This is a genomic window from Streptomyces asoensis (assembly GCF_016860545.1).
GTDB lineage: Bacteria > Actinomycetota > Actinomycetes > Streptomycetales > Streptomycetaceae > Streptomyces > Streptomyces asoensis.
Genome location: NZ_BNEB01000005.1, coordinates 2,072,085 through 2,086,997, shown reverse-complemented (window position 1 = coordinate 2,086,997; position 14,913 = coordinate 2,072,085). Strand labels below are relative to the sequence as shown.

Here is a 14,913-nt window from a genome sequence, read left to right as displayed (position 1 = left end):
GCCGTCCCCGGCGGTCACCGGATCACGACAGCAGCTCGATCTCCGCGAGATCGGCCCGGCCCGCCGTGCCCGTCCCTGCCGGGTCACCGTCGAGGACCAGCCGGTAGTGCGCGTAGGTCCCCGGCCGGGTGACCGTGAAGGCACGGGTCTGGTGGTCCCACGGGAAGGCCTCGGCGGTCCTGCGGTCCAGGTCGGTCCAGGTCACCGCGTCGGCGGAGCCCTGGAGCACCCAGCCCGCCGGAGCCTGGGCGTGGCCGGCCGACGTCAGGGTGTACTGCACGGCCCTGGTGGCGCCGCCCACCGGCAGGCCGACCGCGCCGGAGACCGTCTCCTGTGTCGCCGAGGTGTCGTCGAACAGGGCGCCCGTGCCCTCGAGGACGTCGTGGCGCGGCGCCGGCACCTTGTCGTCGCGGGCGATCGAGACGGGCGCCGCGTCCTTGCCCGACCCCCACGCCGAGGGACGCGGTCCCATGTCGAACTCCAGCACCCCGCCCTTGGCGAGCAGCGAGTGGGGCAGCGACGTGGACGTCCACGCCTTGCCGTCGACCTTGAGTCCCTGGACGTACACGTTCTTCGCGCTGTTCTTCGGCGCCCGGACCACCAGGTCCCTGCCGTTCTCCAGGTGCACGGTCGCCTCGGTGAACAGCGGGGAGCCCACCGCGTACTCGCCGCTGCCCATGACCAGCGGGTAGAAGCCGAGCGCGGAGAACAGGTACCAGGCCGACTGCTCGCCGTTGTCCTCGTCCCCGTGGTAACCCTGTCCGATCGTGCTGCCGGTGTAGAGCCGGGACAGCACCTCCCGGGCCTTCGCCTGGGCCTTCCAGGGCTGACCGGCCGCGTCGTACATGTAGATCGCGTGGTGGGCCACCTGGTTGGAGTGCCCGTACATCCCCATCCGCACGTCCCGCGCCTCGGTCATCTCGTGGATGACACCTCCGTACGACCCCGCGAACTCCGGCGAGGCGGTCTCCGGGGTCGCGAAGTACGAGTCGAGCTTCTTCGCCAGGCCGTCCCGGCCCCCGTACAGGTTCGCCAGGCCCCTGCTGTCCTGCGGGGCGGTGAAGGCGTAGCCCCAGCCGTTGGTCTCGGTGTAGTCGTAGCCCCACACCCGGGGGTCGTAGGCGTCCGAGGCGACCCGCCACGCGCCCTTGTCGTCTTTCCCCTGGAAGAAGCCGGCCTTCGGGTCGAAGAGGTGCACGTAGCCCTGCGCGCGGTTCAGGAAGTAGTCCGCCTCCTCCCGGTAGTGCTTCTTGCCGGTCTGCCGGTACAGGGCCTGGCCCATCCGGGCGATGCCGTAGTCGTTGAGGTATCCCTCCAGCGCCCAGGACAGGCCCTCGTGGGTGGCGGTGCTCGTGTAGCCGAGGAAGGGGGAGGTCGACATGCCCTTGCGGCCCACCCCGGAGGACGGGGGCACGACCGTGGCGTTCTTCAGGGCCGCCTCGTAGGCAGCCTCGGCGTCGAACCCGACGCCCTTGACGAAGGCGTCGGCGAAGGCCACGTCGGAGGAGGTGCCGGTCATCAGGTCGGCGTACCCGGGCGATGACCACCGCGAGGTCCAGCCGCCGTCCTTGTACTGCTGCACGAACCCGTCGGTCAGCGTGCCCGCCTGAGTGGGCGTCAGCAGCGCGTACGCGGGCCAGGCCGTCCGGTAGGTGTCCCAGAAGCCGTTGTTCACGTAGACCTTGCCGTCCACGATCTTCGCGCCGGTGTGCGTGGGGGTGTCGGGACCCGGCATCGGCGAGAAGGGCGACGCGTACCGGTACGTGGAACCGACTTTCTCGAAGCCGGAGTTGGGGTACAGGTACAGCCGGTACAGGCTGGAGTACAGGGTCGTCAGCTGGTCCTGGCTCGCGCCCTTGACCTCGACCGTGCCCAGGAGCTTGTCCCACTGCTGCCGGGCCCGCTGCTCGACCGTGTCGAAGCCGGTGCCCTGCGGGATCTCCTGACGCAGGTTGTCGCGGGCCTGGTCCACGCTGATGAGGGAGGTGGCCAGGCGCAGGGTGACGGTGCGGTCGGCGCCCGCGTCGAAGCGCAGATAGCCCTTGACCCCGCCGGCGGAGCCGTCCGTCACCGGCGCGTCGAACTCGCCGTACACGAAGAGCCGGCTCGCTCCGGCCGACAGGCCCGACTTCACGTCCGAGTAGCCGCTCACCACGCCGGACGCGGTGTCCAGGGTCAGTCCGGCCTGCTCGGTGACGTTGTCGAAGACGACGCTCGCGTCCGCGCCCGGATAGGTGAAGCGCAGGGCGGCCGCGTGATCGGTCGGCGCCATCTCCGCCGTCAGACCGTTCTCGAAGCGGACCCCGTAGTAGTACGGGCGGGCGGTCTCGTTCGCGTGCCGGAACGGCAGGGCCCGCGCGGTCCGTCCGGTGTCCGGGACCCCGGCCGCGGCGGACGGCATCACCTGGAAGGTCTGCCGGTCGCCCATCCACGGGCTCGGCTCGTGGCTCGCGCTGAACGCCTGGATCGTGGGCAGGTTGTCCGCGTTGTTGCCGCGCGCGTAGTCGTACAGCCAGCCGAGCGAGGACGCGTTGGTCACCGGCGTCCAGAAGTTGAAGCCGTGCGGCACGGCCGTGGCGGGGAAGGTGTTCCCGCGCGAGAAGCTCCCGCTGGAGTTGGTGCCGCGGGTGGTCACCGCGTAGTCCGACAGGTGCGCCTTCGCCGCCTCCGGGGCGGCCGTGCGCAGCGCGACGTCGTCCACCCAGCCGCGGAACCGGGCCGGTCCGCCGGGGGAGTCGTAGGCGAGGAGGATCCGGTCGACGGTCTTTCCGGCCGCCACCGCCCCGATCCCCGACAGCACGTCGTTCCACTGGTTGACGTACAGCGACTTCGCCGCGCCCTGTCCGCGGGGCGACAGGGGGAAGCCGTACTGGTCGACCGCCCCGAGCCCGCTCAGGTACGTGCCGTCGGTGAAGGCGAGGTCGACGGAGACGTTCGTCGCGGCGTAGTCACGCTCGCCGTCGGCCATCTGGGGGAAGATCCGGTAGGCGAGTTGCGTGCGCGGGGCGACCCGGACGTTCACGTCGAAGATCTTGTTGTACGAGTAGGCCCGGCCGGACGCGGTGTGCCGTCCGGCGTAGCGCAGCGCCCGCTTCCCGCTGAACCCGGCGCCCGCCTTCGCCGTCGGCGAGCCGCTCGGACCCCGGTCGACGACGGTGAGCATGTCCGGCGGGACGGGCGCGTCGGCGCCGCCGGTGCCGAACCGCACGTCGGCGAGCTGGAGGATCGCGGCCCCGTGGTTGCGGGTGACCTCCAGCCGGAAGTGCCGGTACTCGGCCGGGGTTCCGGCGACGGCGAAGGTGCGGCTCTGGAAGCGCTGGGCGAAGGATTCCCCGGAGCGGGTGTCCAGGGCGGTCCAGGAGGTCCCGTCCGCCGAGCCCGAGAGGGTCCAGTCGGCGGGGTCGCGCTCGGCGAAGTCGTTGGCCGACGTCAGCGCGTAGGTGGCGATCCGGGCGGGCTCGGCGAGGTCGAACTCGACCCAGCCGGTGGACGCGAACGCCAGCCACTTGGTGCCCGCCTCGCCGTCGACGAGGTTCTCCTTCACCTCGCCGCCGGCCGTGTTCTCGGCGCTCGCCCGCAGGTCCGTGACCCGGTCGGTCACGTCCCCGGGGAGGCCGCCGCCGTAGCCGCCGTCCACCCCCGAGGCGCGCTTGGCGCCGCCGGGCGAGGTGTCGACCGTGCTCTGCCAGTCGGGGGCGCGCTCACCCGCCTCGAAGGACGAGGCGAACCCCCGGCCGGGCACCGGGACGGGGGACGGTAACGCCACCGCCGTCCCCTGCGCGCCGAACGTCATGACCAGGGCGGCCGTGATCACGGCCGCCCGCAACCGCCCGAACCGTTGCATGCGTGAGCATCCTCCCCGCCCCGGACAACGCCCCGGACAACGTTGTCCTCGTGGTTGCGCAGGAATCAGTTAGTGGCCAAGTGGACAGTGATGTCAAGGATGTTGTCTGTGCCGTGCGGGGCTCGAGTCGTGCGATTCTCCGGCGCCGCGCGCATGGTCCGGTGATATGCGCGGGAGGTCTCAACTCGGAAAAGACCCATGGCCGACCTTGCATTCGATCTTGCTCCGTCGGCGGGAAGTGGACTATACCTGTCGGCGATTCATCCTCGAACCGTCGATGCCTCGAACCGTAAGATCCGCACGACCCTGCTTGACCTGACCCGCGGTGCCGGGAAGGATCCGGTGCACCGCCTGAGTCCTGGAGAAGGCGAGGACTTGAGCATGGGATCCCACTCCGAGAACAACGGCTCCGAGAACACCCCCGGCGAGCGCGGCAGCGAGAAGCGGGGAACGACGGGTTTCGGCCGCCGGGACCTGATCAGGAGATCCGCGGCGCTCGGCCTGATCTCCGTTCCCACGATGAGCTTCCTGTCCGCCTGTGCCAGCAGCGGCGGCGGAGGTGGCGAGGACAAGGCGAAGGCCGGAAAGAAGACCGCGAAGAACCCCCTCGCGGTCAACGAGACCGCCCCGCTGGAATTCGTCCTGTTCGACGGCGGTTTCGGCAAGGAGTACGCCGAGGACGCGGTCAAGATCTACCAGAAGAGCTTCCCCGGCGCGAAGGTGAAGTTCTCGGCCACGCAGAAGATCCAGTCGACCCTCCAGCCCCGTTTCAACCAAGGCACGCCGCCCGACCTCATCGACAACTCGGGTGCCGAGCAGATGGACATGGGCGTCCTGGTCGGCAAGAAGCAGCTCGCCGATCTCACCCCGCTGCTGGACGCCGCCTCCTTCGACGACCCGAACAAGAAGGTCCGTGACACCCTGCGGCCAGGCATCGTCGAGATGGGCCAGTTCGACGGCGACCCGGTGTGGATCATGTACTACGCCTACACCGTCTACGGCGTCTGGTACTCGCAGAAGGCCCTGGACTCGCTCGACGCCACGTACCCGCAGACCTGGGACCAGATGCTCGCCGTCTGCGCGAAGGCCAAGAAGAAGGGCATCGCGGGCTGGACGTACGCGGGCAAATACCCCTACTACCTGCCGTTCTCCCTCTATCCGATGATCGGCAAGGTGGGCGGCCGCGAGGTCCTCGACGCCATCGACAACCTGGAGCCGAACGCCTGGAAGCACCCGGCGGTCAAGGCGTGTTTCGACGCCTACTACGAGCTCTACAAGAAGGGTTACGTCCTCCAGGGCACCCCGGGCCTCGACCACATCCAGTCCCAGACGGCGTGGGCCAAGGGCAAGGCCCTCTTCATCCCCAACGGTTCCTGGGTGGAGAACGAATCGGCCAACGTCATCCCGGCCGACTTCGACCTGGCCGTGTCCGCGCCCACCGGCATCGACTCCTCCGACAAGATGCCCTTCGGCACCATCTGGGCCTCGGGCGGCGAGCCGTTCGTCGTGCCGGACCGGGCGAACAACGCGGCGGGCGGCATGGAGCAGCTGCGCATCATGCTCAGCGAGGCGTCCTCCAAGAACTTCACGTCCAAGGTCAAATCGCTCACCGCCTACAACGGGGGCACCGACGGCATCACCCTCACCCCGGGTCTGAAATCAGGGGTCGCGGCACTGGACAAGGCCGGCGACAACGTGGTGAATCCGCGACTCCAGGACTGGTACGTCCAGTTGCAGAAGGAGAAGATCGGGGTGTCCGGTCTCGGCGAGATGATGGCGGGGCGGCTCACCCCGGCCGAGGCGATCAAGAAGATCCAGGGATACGCCGACGAGGCGGCCAAGGACACGTCGATCAAGCATTACAAACACCAGTGACGGCGAGCGGCACGGCGAATCATCCATAAAGCACCGGAGTGGCGATGCAGCACGGCAAGTACCGGTTCGTCGTGGGGTTCCTGGCGCTGCCCCTGGGACTGTACGCGCTCTTCGTGGTGTGGCCGTTCGTCCAGTCCATCTACTACTCGTTCACGGACTGGACCGGTCTCAGCCCCGAATTCAAGATGGTGGGCCTGGACAATTACCGCAGGATGCTCGACGACGACATCTTCTGGAAGTCCTTGCAGCACAGCCTGATGTTCGCGCTCGTGCTGCCGGTGGTGACGATCGGGCTGGCACTGTTCTTCGCCTTCATGATCAATGTCGGTGGACGCGGAAGGAAGGGCGGCCCGGTCGTCTCCGGGGTCCGGGGCTCCTCCTTCTACAAGATCGTGTACTTCTTCCCCCAGGTGCTGTCGATCGCCATCGTGTCGCTGCTGTTCGCGTTCGCGTACAACCCGGACAGCGGCGCGATCAACTCGTTCCTGCGGGGGATCGGCCTGGACGGGGTCCAGCCCCTGTGGCTCGGCGACCCGGATCTCGCGCTGTGGTGCGTGATGGCGGTGCTCGTCTGGTCCACGGTCGGCTTCTTCGTGGTGCTCTTCTCGGCGGGCATGGCCTCCATCCCGGCGGACCTCTACGAGGCCGCGCTCCTGGACGGCGCGGGCCGGGCCGCGACGTTCTTCCGCGTCACCCTGCCGCTGCTCTGGGACACCGTGCAGTCCGGCTGGGTCTACATGGGCATCCTCGCGCTCGGCGCCGAGTCGTTCGCGGTCGTGCAGATCATGACGACCGGGCCCGGCGGTCCCGACTACTCGACCACCGTCATGGTCCTGTACGTGTACCAGAAGGCCTTCCGTGACGGTCAGGCCGCCTATGCCACCACCATCGGCGTGGCCCTGCTCGTCGTGACGCTGGCCTTCGCCGCCGTCGTGATGCGGCTGGGCCGGCGCGAGCGGCTGGAGTACTGACGATGAAGACGACCGAGACCCCCGCGCCCCTGCCGGCCGAGTCCGGCTCCGGCATCCCCGTCACGAAGGTCGACCTGCCGACCGGGAAGCGGCCCAAGGGCAGGGAAAAGGAAGGAAACGTCCTCAACGTCTTCTCCCACGGCATCCTGGTCATCTGGGCGGTCATGGTCGTACTGCCCCTGCTCTGGGCGGTGATGACCTCCTTCAAGGACGACGGCTCCATCTTCGGCTCGCCCTGGTCGCTGCCGGACAAGCTGCACTTCGACAACTGGTCGCGGGCCTGGACCCAGGCCAACATGAGCGACTACTTCCTCAACACCGTGCTGGTGGTGGGCGGTTCGCTCGTCGGCACGCTGGTGCTCGGTTCCATGGCCGCCTACGTCCTGGCGCGGTTCGACTTCCCGGGCAACCGCTTCATCTACTACCTGTTCGTCGGTGGCATGAGCTTCCCGATCATGCTGGCGCTGGTCCCGCTGTTCTACGTGGTGAACAACATGGGCCTGCTGAACTCCATCCACGGCCTGATCCTGGTGTACATCGCCTACTCGCTGCCGTTCACGGTGTTCTTCCTGACGGCCTTCTTCCGCACGCTGCCGACGTCGGTGGCGGAGGCGGCCTTCGTGGACGGCGCCTCGCACAGCAGGACGTTCTTCCAGATCATGGTGCCGATGGCCAAGCCCGGCCTGATCAGCGTCGGTATCTTCAACTTCCTGGGCCAGTGGAACCAGTACATGCTCCCCACGGTCCTGAACACCGACCCCGACAAGCACGTCCTCACCCAGGGCCTGGTCCAACTGGCCGTGAGCCAGGGGTACAAGGGTGACTGGTCGGGACTTTTCGCCGGCCTCGTCATGGCGATGCTGCCGGTGCTGGCGGCCTACGTCGTCTTCCAGCGGCAGGTGGTCCAGGGGCTGACCGCGGGCGCGCTGAAGTAGGCCCCGGCCCGCTCCCGCCCGCCTTCCCGCACCCCTCCGTGACGCCGCGCAGCCGCTTCCGCACACCCCGCGACCCCCGCGTCGAACACCCTCCGTGTTGCTTCACACGCATGCGGATACTGTTCAACCTCTTGACGGGAGGCGACCCGAACGGCTCAGCTTAGAGTTCACTAGTTGGACATAGACGGGGCCTCATCGATGCGGTCCCGCGCGCAGGAGGTCGTCGTGGAGACTCCGGGGTCGCAGTCGTCGCTGCACCGAGCCAACCTGGAGCGAGTCGTACGCGCCGTGCGTCTGGCCGGGTCCCTCACGCAGGCGGAGATCGCCCGGACCACGGGGCTGTCCGCCGCCACCGTCTCCAACATCGTGCGCGAGCTCAAGGACGGCGGAACCGTCGAGGTCACGCCCACCTCGGCCGGTGGACGAAGGGCTCGCAGCGTCAGTCTGAGCGGCGACGCGGGCATCGTCATCGGGGTGGATTTCGGGCATACCCATCTGCGGGTGGCCGTCGGCAACCTGGCCCACCAGGTCCTTGCCGAGGAGTCCGAGCCGCTCGATGTGGACGCCTCCTCGACACAGGGCTTCGACCGGGCGGAACAGCTGGTCACGCGGCTGATCGAGGCCACCGGGGTGGACCGTACGAAGATCGCGGGAGTCGGTCTCGGCGTGCCCGGGCCGATCGATCTGGAGTCCGGGAGCCTCGGATCCTCCGCGATCCTGCCCGGCTGGATCGGCACCAGGCCGGCCGAGGAGATGAGGGGCCGTCTCGGCGTGCCCGTGCACGTGGACAACGACGCCAACCTCGGGGCCCTCGGCGAGATGGTCTGGGGCAGTGGCAGAGGCGTCCGCGATCTCGCGTACATCAAGGTCGCGAGCGGTGTGGGCGCCGGCCTGGTGATCGAGGGGAAGATCTACCGGGGTCCCGGCGGCACCGCCGGAGAAATCGGACATATTACACTTGACGAGTCCGGCCCCGTCTGCCGTTGCGGAAACCGGGGCTGCCTGGAGACCTTCGCGGCGGCGCGCTATGTGCTGCCGCTCCTCCAGTCCAGTCACGGCACGGATCTGACGATGGAAGGCGTCGTACGGCTGGCGCGGGACGGCGATCCAGGCTGCCGTCGGGTGATCGCCGACGTCGGCCGACACATCGGCAGTGGAGTCGCCAATCTCTGCAACCTGCTGAACCCGAGCCGGGTGGTCCTGGGCGGTGATCTCGCCGAGGCCGGTGAGCTGGTGCTCGGTCCGATCAGAGAGTCCGTCGGCCGCTATGCGATCCCCAGTGCGGCACGCCAACTTTCCGTTCTCCCGGGGGCACTTGGGGGCCGTGCGGAGGTGCTCGGAGCGCTCGCTCTCGCGCTGAGCGAGATGGGCGATTCGACCCTTTTGGACGGCACGCTGAACGCAGCCACACCTGCCTTCACTTAGAGAACGAATGACGCCGTTGCCATCTCGTTAAGTATTTACTTCTTGACGTCGCACGTGTGGCCGAGTTGACTTCCAGCCACCTCGGCCGCAGCGTTGCGGCCCTGTCAGGGAGGCACACCTCAAATGAACGCAACGATGCGTAGAGTCGTGATCGGCGCAACCGCCGTGTCCATGGCGCTTTCGATTGCCGCGTGCGGCAAGGCGGGCGACGACAAGGACAGCGACTCCGGCAGCAGCAGCAACTCCGGCTCCAAGTCCATCGGCCTGCTGCTCCCCGACAGCGTCACCGCGCGGTACGAGAAGTTCGACAAGCCGTACTTCGACGCCAAGGTCAAGGCGCTCTGCTCCGACTGCAAGCTCGAGTACGCGAACGCCGCCGCCGACTCGGCCAAGCAGGCCCAGCAGGTCAGCAGCATGGTCACCAAGGGCGTCAAGGTCATCGTGATCTCCGCCCAGGACTCCGCCGCGATCAAGTCCTCGATCCAGTCCGCGGTGGACAAGGGCGTCAAGGTCGTCGCCTACGACCGCCTCGCCCAGGGCCCCGTCTCGGCCTACGTCTCCTTCGACAACGTCAAGGTCGGCGAGCTCCAGGGCCAGGCCCTGCTCGACGCCCTCGGCGCCAAGGCGACCACGAAGTCCAAGGTCGTCATGATCAACGGTGACGACGCCGACCCGAACGCCGGCCAGTTCAAGGAAGGCGCCCACAAGGCGCTCGACGGCAAGGTCGACATCGCCTACGAGCAGTCCGGCCTCTGGAAGGACACGGTCGCCGCGCAGAAGATGTCCGCGGCCATCACGCAGCTCGGCGCCAAGAACATCGCGGGCGTCTACTCCGCCAACGACGGCATGGCCGGTGGCATCGCCAACACCCTGAAGGGCGCGAAGATCAGCGGCATCCCGCTGACCGGCCAGGACGCGGAGCTCGCCGGTATCCAGCGCATCGTCGCCGGCACCCAGTCCTCCACCGTCTACAAGGCCTTCAAGCCCGAGGCCGAGGCCGCCGCCCAGCTCGCGGTCGACCTGCTCGAGGGCAAGGACATCAAGGCCCTGGCCACCCAGACGCTGACCAGCGGCTCCGGTGACAAGGTCCCCTCGCAGCTGCTGACCCCGGTGTCGGTCACCAAGGCCAACATCAAGGACACGGTCGTCAAGGACGGTCTCTACACCGTCGCCGACATCTGCGCCGGCGAGTACGCCGCCGCCTGCAAGACCGCCGGCCTCCAGTAGGCGATCCGGTCCCGGGAGCCCGCTCCGGCCGGCCCCCGGGACCCGCCGACCGCCCTGCGGTCCTGTGAGACCTGTCCGACGCCCGCCCCACCTTCACACCCCGCTGCCGGGGCGGGCGTCGGACGGAACCGTTGCCAAGCGCAGCGGATTCACGCATGTTCATCTTGTAAACCTCGTGCGTCGACGTGGCATCCCGCCCGCCGCGCACATCCCTCCGCGCCTGTCTTTGCGCGCGGCATCCCCGCCGGTCAGGCGGCGAAGGAGATGGTTCACGTGTCCGCTACGCCCGTGCTGGCGTTGCGCGGAGTCTCCAAGCGATTCGGTGCGGTGCAGGCACTCACCGACGTCGAGCTGGAGGTCCACGCCGGAGAAGTGGTCGCCCTGGTGGGCGACAACGGCGCAGGAAAGTCCACCCTGGTCAAGACGATCGCGGGTGTCCACCCCATCGATGAGGGCGTCATCGAGTGGGAAGGGAAGCCGGTCAGCATCAACCGGCCGCACGACGCGCAGGGACTCGGCGTCGCGACCGTCTACCAGGACCTCGCGCTGTGCGACAACCTCGATGTGGTCGGCAACCTCTACCTCGGACGCGAGCTGCTGCACCGCGGCGTCATCGACGAGGTGACGATGGAGAAGAACGCCCGCGAGCTGCTGTCGACGCTCTCCATCCGCATCCCGAGCGTCCGGATCCCGATCGCCAGCCTCTCCGGTGGCCAGCGCCAGGTCGTCGCCATCGCGCGCGCCCTGATCGGTGACCCGAAGGTCGTCATCCTCGACGAGCCCACCGCCGCCCTCGGTGTCGAGCAGACGGCACAGGTCCTCGACCTGGTCGAGCGGCTGCGCGAGCGCAACCTCGGCGTCATCCTCATCAGCCACAACATGGCCGACGTCAAGGCGGTCGCCGACACCGTCGCCGTCCTGCGCCTGGGCAAGAACAACGGCTCCTTCCCGGTGAAGGACACCAGCCACGAAGAGATCATCGCCGCGATCACCGGTGCCACGGACAACGCCGTGACCCGTCGTGCGGGGCGTCGCACCGCGGAGGCGGCAAAGTGAGCGACACGTCCAAGACCGTGAAGAGCGACTCCTCGGAGCCCCAGAAGGCCGGGGGCGTCATCGAGGACCAGACCACCGTCGCCCCCGCCGACGACCCGACGGCCGCGCCGATCGCCGTCGTCGACCCGCGCCTGCTGGTGCGCGAGGAGGGCTTCAAGGGCTACGTCACCGAGTTCAAGCGCAAGGTCAAGGGCGGCGAGCTGGGCCAGATCCCGGTCGTCCTCGGCCTGATCGTCATCTGGACGATCTTCCAGGCGAAGAACGACCTGTTCCTGAGCGCGGACAACCTCTCGAACATCAGCTACTTCATGTCGGCCACCGGCATGCTGGCCATCGGCCTGGTGTTCGTCCTGCTGCTCGGCGAGATCGACCTGTCGGTGGGTTCCGTCAGCGGTCTGGCGTCCACGCTGTTCGCCGTGTTCGTGGTGGACCACACCATGAACCCGTGGCTGTCGCTGGTCCTGACGATCATCACGGGCATCGGCATCGGCGCCCTGCACGGCTGGTTCTTCGCGAAGATCGGCGTACCGGCCTTCGTGGTCACCCTGGCCGGCTTCCTCGGCTGGAACGGTCTGATGCTGTGGCTGCTGGGCTCCAGCGGCACGATCAACATCCCGTCGGACTCCGGCCCGGTGCACCTGCTCGGCCAGAACTCCTTCTTCATGGACCAGGCCATCATCGGCGCCTACCTGCTGGCCGGTCTCGCGGTCGTCCTGACGGCCGTCGGCAACTTCGGTGAGCAGCGCCGCCGCCGGGCCGCCGGTGTGCCGTTCCGGCCGACCACGGAGATCCTGCTGCGTGTCGGCGCCCTGGCCGTCGCCTCCTTCCTGGCGGCGAGCGTGCTGAACAACGCGTCCGGTGTCTCCAACGCGCTGGTGATCTTCCTCGCGGCGCTGGTGATCGTCGACTTCGTGCTGCGCCGCACCACCTACGGCCGCAAGGTCTTCGCGGTCGGTGGCGGTATCGAGGCGGCCCGCCGTGCCGGTATCAACGTGCCGATGGTCCGCATCACCGTGTTCGCCATCTCCGGTGGCTTCGCGGCGGTCGGCGGCATGTTCTTCGCGGGCCAGACGGCGTCCGCGACGCTGAACGCCGGTGGCGGCAACACCCTGATGCTCGCCATCGCGGCGGCCGTCATCGGTGGCACGAGCCTCTTCGGCGGCCGCGGCACGGTGTGGTCCGCGCTCCTCGGCATGCTGGTCATCCAGTCCATCCAGACCGGCCTCGACCTGCTGAACATGAACACCTCGATCCAGTACATGATCACCGGTGGTGTTCTGCTGGGCGCGGTCGTCATCGACTCGGTGTCCCGCAAGAGCCAGAAGGCCGCCGGCCGCGGCTGACGCTCCTGGTGACCCGCTGTGCCCGGCATCCCCGCGATGCCGGGCACAGTCGTGTCATAGGGAGGGCCGATCCTGGGTACTGCCGTTCGCGTGACACCGGACCCCCGGGCCGGACACCGGACGCCCGGGCGGAACATTAGACTTCGACGAGCCCGGCAACAGCTCGATCAGCTTTTACGCAAGGAGGCACGGGTGCCGCTGCTGACCCGCATCAGGGGACCGCGCGATCTGGACCGGCTCAGCCTGGAGGAGCTGGAGAAGCTGGCAGGGGAGATCCGGACCTTCCTCGTCGACGCCGTCTCCAAGACCGGTGGCCACCTGGGCCCCAACCTCGGCGTGGTCGAGCTCACCATCGCCCTGCACCGGGTCTTCGAGTCCCCGAAGGACAAGGTGCTGTGGGACACCGGCCACCAGTCCTACGTGCACAAGCTGCTCACCGGCAGGCAGGACTTCTCACGGCTGAAGATGAAGGGCGGCCTGTCCGGCTACCCCTCGCAGGCGGAGTCCGAGCACGACGTCATCGAGAACAGCCACGCCTCCACGGTGCTCGGCTGGGCCGACGGTCTCGCCAAGGCCAACCAGATCCTCGACCGCGGCGACCACGTGGTCGCCGTCATCGGTGACGGGGCGCTCACCGGCGGTATGGCCTGGGAGGCGCTGAACAACATCGCCGACGGGGACCGGCCGCTGGTCATCGTCGTCAACGACAACGAGCGCAGTTACGCGCCGACCATCGGCGGTCTCGCCAACCACCTCGCGACCCTGCGCACGACCGACGGCTACGAGCGCTTCCTCGCCCGCGGCAAGGACCTCCTGGAGCGCACCCCGGTCGTCGGCCGGCCGCTCTACGAGACCCTGCACGGCGCCAAGAAGGGCCTCAAGGACTTCATCGCCCCCCAGGGCATGTTCGAGGACCTCGGACTGAAGTACGTCGGCCCGATCGACGGCCACGACATCGAGGCCCTGGAGTCCGCGCTGGCCCGCGCCAAGCGCTTCGGCGGCCCCGTCATCGTGCACTGCCTCACCGAGAAGGGCCGCGGCTACCAGCCCGCCCTCCAGGACGAGGCGGACCGCTTCCACGGCATCGGCCCCATCCACCCCGACACCGGTCTGCCGATCAAGGCCTCGGGCGCCGACTGGACCTCGGTCTTCGGCGACGAGATGGTCGAGCTCGGCAAGGAGCGGGAGGACATCGTCGCGATCACGGCGGCGATGCTCCAGCCGGTCGGACTGAAGAAGTTCGCGGACACCTTCCCGCACCGCATCTACGACGTCGGCATCGCCGAGCAGCACGCCGCCGTCTCCGCCGCGGGACTGGCCGCGGGCGGGCTGCACCCGGTGTTCGCGGTGTACGCCACCTTCCTCAACCGGGCCTTCGACCAGGTCCTGATGGACGTCGCCCTGCACAAGTGCGGTGTGACGTTCGTCCTGGACCGGGCCGGTGTCACCGGCACCGACGGCGCCTCCCACAACGGTATGTGGGACATGTCGATCCTCCAGGTCGTCCCCGGCCTCAGGCTCGCCGCCCCGCGCGACGCCGACCAGGTCCGCGCCCAGTTGCGCGAGGCCGTCCAGGTGGAGGACGCCCCGACCGTCGTCCGCTTCTCCAAGGGCGCCGTCGGCCCCGCCGTGCCCGCCGTGGGGCGCGTCGGCGGCATGGACGTGCTGCGCGAGAGCGGCACCGACACGCCGGACGTGCTGCTCGTCTCCGTGGGCGCCCTCGCCCCGATGTGCCTGGAGATCGCGACGCTCCTCGACCGCCAGGGCATCACCACCACCGTCGTGGACCCGCGCTGGGTCAAGCCCGTCGACGAGGCCATGGCCCCGCTCGCCGAGCGGCACCGGGTGGTCGTGACGGTCGAGGACAACTCCCGGGTCGGGGGCGTCGGGTCGGCGATCGCCCAGGCGCTGCGCGACGCGGGCGTCGACGTCCCGCTGCGCGACTTCGGCATCCCGCCCCGCTTCCTCGACCACGCCTCCCGCGCGGAGGTCATGGCCGAGATCGGGCTCACCGCCCCCGACATCGCCCGCCAGGTCACCGGTCTGGTGTCCAAGCTCGACGGCCGGTACGGCAACCCGGCGGCCGCGGAGGCCGACTCCGTGGAGTCCGCCCGCGACTGACGCCCGCCGGGCACGCCGAGCCGCCCGAATGGACCGGTTCCACCACGGAGAAGAGTGGTGGAACCGGTCCATTCGCGTTAACCGGCCCGCGTCGGGGCATACGGTCTACGCCCCCT

9 protein-coding genes are annotated in these 14,913 nt (G+C 68.8%); 8 read left to right on the top strand and 1 reads right to left on the bottom strand.

Translation table 11 applies throughout. The features are described from left to right. Positions 1-22 precede the first annotated feature (22 nt). Positions 23-3,844, bottom strand: a complete 3,822-nt coding sequence (locus Saso_RS31910; RefSeq protein ID WP_189922914.1) for a GH92 family glycosyl hydrolase — start codon at positions 3,842-3,844, stop codon at positions 23-25. A 381-nt stretch (positions 3,845-4,225) separates the two neighbouring features. Here Saso_RS31910 and ngcE point away from each other — a divergent pair, with 381 nt between their 5' ends. From ngcE to dxs, 8 genes are all read left to right on the top strand, one after another. Then, positions 4,226-5,719 (top strand): N-acetylglucosamine/diacetylchitobiose ABC transporter substrate-binding protein, encoded by a 1,494-nt coding sequence (gene ngcE / locus Saso_RS31905; RefSeq protein WP_189922916.1) that lies wholly within the window; start codon positions 4,226-4,228, stop codon positions 5,717-5,719. 44 nt (positions 5,720-5,763) lie between these two features. Further along, positions 5,764-6,690: a carbohydrate ABC transporter permease gene (locus Saso_RS31900; protein WP_189923383.1), complete on the top strand. Its 927-nt coding sequence runs from the start codon at positions 5,764-5,766 to the stop codon at positions 6,688-6,690. Positions 6,691-6,692: 2 nt separating this feature from the next. After that, positions 6,693-7,625, top strand: a complete 933-nt coding sequence (locus tag Saso_RS31895; protein ID WP_189922918.1) for a carbohydrate ABC transporter permease — start codon at positions 6,693-6,695, stop codon at positions 7,623-7,625. 225 nt (positions 7,626-7,850) lie between these two features. Further along, positions 7,851-9,050: an ROK family transcriptional regulator gene (locus Saso_RS31890; protein ID WP_189922921.1), complete on the top strand. Its 1,200-nt coding sequence runs from the start codon at positions 7,851-7,853 to the stop codon at positions 9,048-9,050. Positions 9,051-9,173: 123 nt separating this feature from the next. After that, entirely contained in the window at positions 9,174-10,277 is a 1,104-nt protein-coding gene (locus tag Saso_RS31885) for a sugar ABC transporter substrate-binding protein (protein WP_372442518.1), read from the top strand. A gap of 264 nt (positions 10,278-10,541) precedes the next feature. Further along, the gene (locus Saso_RS31880) at positions 10,542-11,333 is read left to right on the top strand and encodes an ATP-binding cassette domain-containing protein (RefSeq protein ID WP_078615460.1); all 792 of its coding nucleotides are present in this window, start codon (positions 10,542-10,544) and stop codon (positions 11,331-11,333) included. Continuing rightward, complete coding sequence (locus Saso_RS31875; protein WP_189922925.1) at positions 11,330-12,676, top strand: sugar ABC transporter permease; 1,347 nt, start codon at positions 11,330-11,332, stop codon at positions 12,674-12,676. Before Saso_RS31880 ends, Saso_RS31875 begins: the two co-directional genes overlap by 4 nt. Positions 12,677-12,868: 192 nt before the next feature. Next, positions 12,869-14,797 (top strand): 1-deoxy-D-xylulose-5-phosphate synthase, encoded by a 1,929-nt coding sequence (gene dxs / locus Saso_RS31870; RefSeq protein WP_189922927.1) that lies wholly within the window; start codon positions 12,869-12,871, stop codon positions 14,795-14,797. Positions 14,798-14,913 lie beyond the last annotated feature (116 nt).

What these genes read in the sequence shown, in the direction of transcription:
- ngcE (WP_189922916.1), top strand. Translation starts at nt 4,226, where the DNA reads ATGGGATCCCACTCCGAGAACAACGGCTCCGAGAACACCCCCGGCGAG.
- Saso_RS31900 (WP_189923383.1), top strand. Translation starts at nt 5,764, where the DNA reads ATGCAGCACGGCAAGTACCGGTTCGTCGTGGGGTTCCTGGCGCTGCCC.
- Saso_RS31885 (WP_372442518.1), top strand. Translation starts at nt 9,174, where the DNA reads ATGAACGCAACGATGCGTAGAGTCGTGATCGGCGCAACCGCCGTGTCC.
- Saso_RS31880 (WP_078615460.1), top strand. Translation starts at nt 10,542, where the DNA reads ATGGTTCACGTGTCCGCTACGCCCGTGCTGGCGTTGCGCGGAGTCTCC.
- Saso_RS31910 (WP_189922914.1), bottom strand. Translation starts at nt 3,844, where the DNA reads ATGCAACGGTTCGGGCGGTTGCGGGCGGCCGTGATCACGGCCGCCCTG.
- Saso_RS31895 (WP_189922918.1), top strand. Translation starts at nt 6,693, where the DNA reads ATGAAGACGACCGAGACCCCCGCGCCCCTGCCGGCCGAGTCCGGCTCC.